A 4,271-nucleotide genomic window follows, 5' to 3' on the forward strand; every position below is an offset into this window, starting at 1 on the left:
CGGCCTTGCCGCGCACCTCTGCGGCGTCGGCGGCGCGGCGGGCGAGGGCGGCGTTTTCGTCGGCGATGCGGCGCACCTCGCGGGCGGCGCGCAGGTCGACCCAGGCGCTGGCCAGTTCGATGCGGGCGAGGCGGATGGTGTTGTCGAGATCGAGGCCGGTGGCAGCGAGGTTGCGTTCGGCAGCGGCGAGGCGCAGGTCACGCTTGTCGCCGCGTTCGATCATCTGATCGACCCGCAGTACGTTGTCCACCGGGCGATCCCAGTAGCCGCCGTTGCCGCTGCGGGTCGGGTTGATGCTGGTGACCGAGGCGGTGACGATGGGGTTGGGGCGGGCGCCGGCGATGTCGATGCCGGCTCGGGCGCCGGCCACGGCGGCGCGGGCCTGGAGAATGGTCGGGTTGGCGTCGAGCAGGCGCTTTTCGGCGTCTTGCAGGCTGAGGGGCGGGGTGTCGGCGGTCTGGGCGTGGCTGATGGCCGGCAGCAGCAGCGCGGCCATCAGCAGGTGCCGGGTGAGGCGGCGAAGGGGCAGCAAGGGACGCATTCCATCGGGCAGTGAGATCCAGATGTGCAGTCTAGGAGCGGAGTCTGTCCGTCACCTGACTACTTCCTTGCACCGAGCTTGCGTCGCGGTGTCAGCTGGTTACGGTGCTGTCGGCCGTGGCGGGGAGCACGCTGGCGAGGGGGCCGTAGCGCTGGTGGAGCAGCCAGACCAGATCCACCAGCGGGGGCTGGTTGAGGTGGGGCACGCCGGCCAGGATGAGCACGAAACGGTGGCTGCCCACGTAGAGTGGCCAGAAGCCGATCTGGCTGTGACCGGCGGCGTCGGGGATCGACCAGGCGCTGCCGTAGAGGCGCAGATCCTGGTTGATGACCCGCTGGTGACGGCTGTGCAGGCTGGCGAGGTCGGCCGACAGGGCGGCCAGGGCTTCGGCTTGCGGGGTGGTGAAGCCGGTGCTGGCGAGGTGAAAGCCGTGGGCATCGGCCAGCAGCGCGCTGCGGCTGCCGGCGAGGGGCGGGAGCAGGCTTTGCAGGGCGGCTTCGATGGTGTCGCGGGGGGCGCAGCGGGGGGCGTCGAGGTACTGGATCCAGCCCGCGGTGGCGAGCCGGCGCACGAAGCCGTCGTCCTCGTCGTGCCACGCCGGGCTGGCCGGCTGGGCGAAGAGCAGGCGGATGAAGCCGCGCAGGCGGTCTTCGGCCTGGGCGGCAGCCGCAAAGTAGGCGCCGGCCGGGGTGGGGAGCAGGAAGCGGCGGGGCGCATCCATGGGGATCAGGCGCTGGCCACCGGGTCGATGACGCTCAGCACGGCTTCGATCAGCAGGCACACGTCGCGGCGGGCGCGGGCATCGACTTCGAATACCGGCACGCAGCCGAAGCCGGCCCGGTCGAGCTCCTGCTGGTAGTCGGACAGGCTGGGGGTGGCGGCGAGATCCACGTGGGTGACGCCGATGGCCACGGCCGTCTTGCGGATGAAGCCGCTGAAGGCGCCCAGGTAGAAGCGCAGCTCCTTGAGCGGGTCGCCGCGGGAGTTGTCGATCAGCAGGATCAGCGCGATGCCGCCTTCGGTGAGGATCTCCCACATGAAGTCGAAGCGCTGCTGGCCCGGCGTTCCGTAGAGGTGGATGGTGCTGCCGTCGGCCAGCTTCATCGCGCCGTAGTCCATCGCCACGGTGGTGTTGGGCTTGAGCTCGCGGACTTCGTCGGAGGCGGCGGCGTCGGTGCGCACCGGCGGAATGTCGCTGGCGGCGGTGACGGCGGTGGTCTTGCCGGCGCCGACGGGGCCGGCAAAGATGATCTTGTAGTGGCTCATCAGCGCAGGCCTCAGCCAGCTGCGGCTTCTCCGAGGCGGGCGCCCAGCAGCTTGCCGAGGATGCGCTTGAACAGGCCTCGCATCGGCGGGGCGGTTTCGGCCGGGCCGGCGACGACCTGCCGGCTGACGATGCGGGCGGCGGCGAGGGCGGCCGGATTGGCGGCCAGCTCGACCAGGCCGAGGGCATGGCAGGCGCTGTAGAAGGCGAACACGTAGCGCTGCGGGATGCCCAGCATGCTCACGGTGTCACGCAGGTTGTAGCCGCCCCGCGACCACAGGCCGGCGATGCGCATGGCTTCGGGCGGCACCGCGAGGCGGGTGAGGTTGGGCCAGCTGTGCAGGCGCACCGGGTGATCCAGGCTGGTGCCCCGGGGCAGGCGCCCGCGGGAGGCCCACAGGGCCACGTCCCATTCGAGGGCTTCGAGGGGGCGGCTTTCGAGCGTGTCCATGCGCACGGCGTCCCCGGGCTCGACGCGGCTCATCTTCACCGTGCCGCGGGTGGGCAGCTGGGCCAGGGCGCGCAGGGCGTTGGTGCTGCGGGCCTGAAGCGCCTTGCCGCTCTGCGGGTCGAGGTAGAGGGCGGTGCCGCTGGCGTCGTCGATGCGCACCGGGCGGTGGATTTCCCGGGCGTGGGCGACGGCGCGGGTGATCTCGCCCTGCAGGAACTGGTCCGGGGTGTAGTAGATGGCGTTGCGGGCGATCAGGTCGTCGAGATCCACATCGGGCATCGAGCCCACATAGAAGGTGGACAGGCGCTCTTCGAGCTGGCGCAGCAGGGCCACCGGATCGGCGTTGGCGAGGCGCGGCTCGGTGCGGTTGAAGAGCATCTCGACGGGCATTTCGTCGGGGATGCTGTCGGCGTCCTCGAGGGTGCCGGTGTCGATGGCCGCCACGGGGGCTTCGACGACCGGCGCAGGCGGCAGCAGGCGGCGGGCCTGTTCGAGGGCGGCCGAGAAGGCGGCGAGGCCCACTGGCTTGGTGACCGGGATGGTCAGCGGATCGTTGTCCAGCGGCGCCTTCTGGGTGCTGACGATCAGCGGGCGGCCCGGGTAGAGCAGGCGGTGACCTTCGAGGAGGTAGCGGCCCAGGTCGTTGTCGATGTCGATGAAGGCCACGTCGGCGGCGGTTTCATCGGTGATCTGACAGGCACGGGAGTCCACGCGCGAGAGGAAGATCTCGAAGGCGTACAGCGAGCGGCTGTCCATGCCGGTGTGGCAGAGGCGGAGCGTAGGCTGGGCGGTCATCATGGTGTTTCTCCCGAAGGCGGTCAGAGGGCCGGGGTGGTCATGCCGACCAGGCCGCGCGTCAATACCGAGCGGCTGGCCGGGGGTTGTACGTTTTCGTCGGCGCGCACGCCGCTGGCGAGGTGGCTGGCGAGGAAGCGGCGCTGGGGCGGGTCGAGCTGCAGGGCGGTCTGCGACAGCATCGCGGACTTCAGGCCGACGCCCCGCTCGGCCAGCACGATGAACAGATCCACCAGGGCGCCGTAGGTCGCGTCGCCGTCGCCCAGCTGCCAGGCGATCAGGATCCGCCGGGTGTGGCTGGTCAGGTCGTCCGGCTGGCGAGCCAGATGCATCTCCAGGTGCGCGAGCAGTCGTCCGGCCTCGCCCCGCAGGTGCAGTATGTTGCTGTCAGGCTGCTGGAAGGCGGGTTCGGGTCGTTCCAAGTCGGAGCCCCTGGCTGGGTGAGTTCGATCACGCCCGATGCCGTGCGCGATATGACGATCGGGCTCGATTATAGGGGGCTCGACGGCGGCGAAACCGGCCGCTTTGATTACTTCTGTTATTTATACAGATTTTGACAAAGCTGCCTGTCAAATGCTGACGTGCGGCCCGGATTGGGTCTTGATCTGCCCCGAAAATCGAGAAAATTCACCCCGTCGTGGCCTGGCGACGCCCCGGGCGGAGGGGGCTCCGACACGGCCGCAGGTGACATCCGGCTTGCCGGGCTGCCGACTTTGTCTTAACCTCGGCGTCCCTGTTCCTCCGGGTGCCCGATCCGCCTTCGCGGAAACGGCCAAACGGGAAGTCCGGTGACGTCGGCGGCGAGCCCTCCGACCATTCCGGCGCAGCCCCCGCTGCTGTAAGCCAGACGACTCCATCCACATGCCACTGGGCACCAGCCCGGGAAGGCGGATGGGGAAGGACGACGGCGAGCCAGAAGACCGGCCCGAGGACATTGTTTCTGCTGAGCCCCGGGGTGCGGGCCTGGCGAGCGAAATGTGTCCGTCCGCCGGCCAGCCCGGCGTCCGTCCTCCTGCCGGCGTGTCCCGCCGCGCGGTTTCGTTCCGTCCTTTCTCGTCCCCCGTCCGGCCCGGCGATCCGGCCCATGGAGACGGGATGTCAGGACCACACTCAGGCTTTTGCCGCACCCTCGCTCGCGCCCTGCTCGCCGCGGCCCTGCTGGGCGCGCTGCCCGCGCAGGCGGCGACGCTGTTCGGCGTCGTCACCGACCGCGCCGCGCC

At 70.3% G+C, this 4,271-nt stretch carries 6 protein-coding genes and 1 riboswitch; of the genes, 1 reads left to right on the forward strand and 5 read right to left on the reverse strand.

Annotated elements, in window-relative coordinates; genetic code table 11:
* The 5 genes from QQK25_RS22305 to QQK25_RS22325 all read right to left on the reverse strand — a co-directional run.
* Window positions 1–532: TolC family protein (locus QQK25_RS22305; protein WP_284189937.1), on the reverse strand; the 532-nt coding region annotated here is incomplete at its 3' end.
* Between the two features lie 100 nt (window positions 533–632).
* Window positions 633–1,262 carry a hypothetical protein gene (locus QQK25_RS22310; RefSeq protein WP_284189938.1) on the reverse strand — a complete coding sequence of 210 codons (630 nt, stop codon included), beginning with the start codon at window positions 1,260–1,262 and terminating at the stop codon, window positions 633–635.
* 5 nt (window positions 1,263–1,267) lie between these two features.
* Window positions 1,268–1,807 carry a GTP-binding protein gene (locus QQK25_RS22315; RefSeq protein WP_284189939.1) on the reverse strand — a complete coding sequence of 180 codons (540 nt, stop codon included), beginning with the start codon at window positions 1,805–1,807 and terminating at the stop codon, window positions 1,268–1,270.
* An 11-nt stretch (window positions 1,808–1,818) separates the two neighbouring features.
* Window positions 1,819–3,054, reverse strand: coding sequence for a hypothetical protein (locus QQK25_RS22320; protein WP_284189940.1), 1,236 nt, complete (start codon window positions 3,052–3,054; stop codon window positions 1,819–1,821).
* 20 nt (window positions 3,055–3,074) lie between these two features.
* Entirely contained in the window at window positions 3,075–3,383 is a 309-nt protein-coding gene (locus QQK25_RS22325; RefSeq protein ID WP_284189941.1) for a hypothetical protein, read from the reverse strand.
* Between QQK25_RS22325 and QQK25_RS22330 the strand changes: the two genes are divergently transcribed.
* Complete coding sequence (locus QQK25_RS22330) at window positions 3,378–3,608, forward strand: hypothetical protein (protein ID WP_284189942.1); 231 nt, start codon at window positions 3,378–3,380, stop codon at window positions 3,606–3,608. The genes QQK25_RS22325 and QQK25_RS22330 overlap by 6 nt on opposite strands.
* A gap of 169 nt (window positions 3,609–3,777) precedes the next feature.
* A riboswitch (cobalamin riboswitch) is annotated at window positions 3,778–3,994 on the forward strand.
* The last annotated feature ends 277 nt before the right edge of the window (window positions 3,995–4,271 follow it).

The organism is Zoogloea oryzae (assembly GCF_030161255.1).
In the GTDB taxonomy this organism is placed as follows: Bacteria; Pseudomonadota; Gammaproteobacteria; order Burkholderiales; family Rhodocyclaceae; genus Zoogloea; species Zoogloea oryzae.

Bases quoted from the DNA above. Each gene is read 5' to 3' on its own strand.
- QQK25_RS22310 (WP_284189938.1), bottom strand. From the start codon at position 1,262: ATGGATGCGCCCCGCCGCTTCCTGCTCCCCACCCCGGCCGGCGCCTAC.
- QQK25_RS22315 (WP_284189939.1), bottom strand. From the start codon at position 1,807: ATGAGCCACTACAAGATCATCTTTGCCGGCCCCGTCGGCGCCGGCAAG.
- QQK25_RS22320 (WP_284189940.1), bottom strand. From the start codon at position 3,054: ATGATGACCGCCCAGCCTACGCTCCGCCTCTGCCACACCGGCATGGAC.
- QQK25_RS22330 (WP_284189942.1), top strand. From the start codon at position 3,378: ATGCATCTCCAGGTGCGCGAGCAGTCGTCCGGCCTCGCCCCGCAGGTG.
- QQK25_RS22325 (WP_284189941.1), bottom strand. From the start codon at position 3,383: ATGCATCTGGCTCGCCAGCCGGACGACCTGACCAGCCACACCCGGCGG.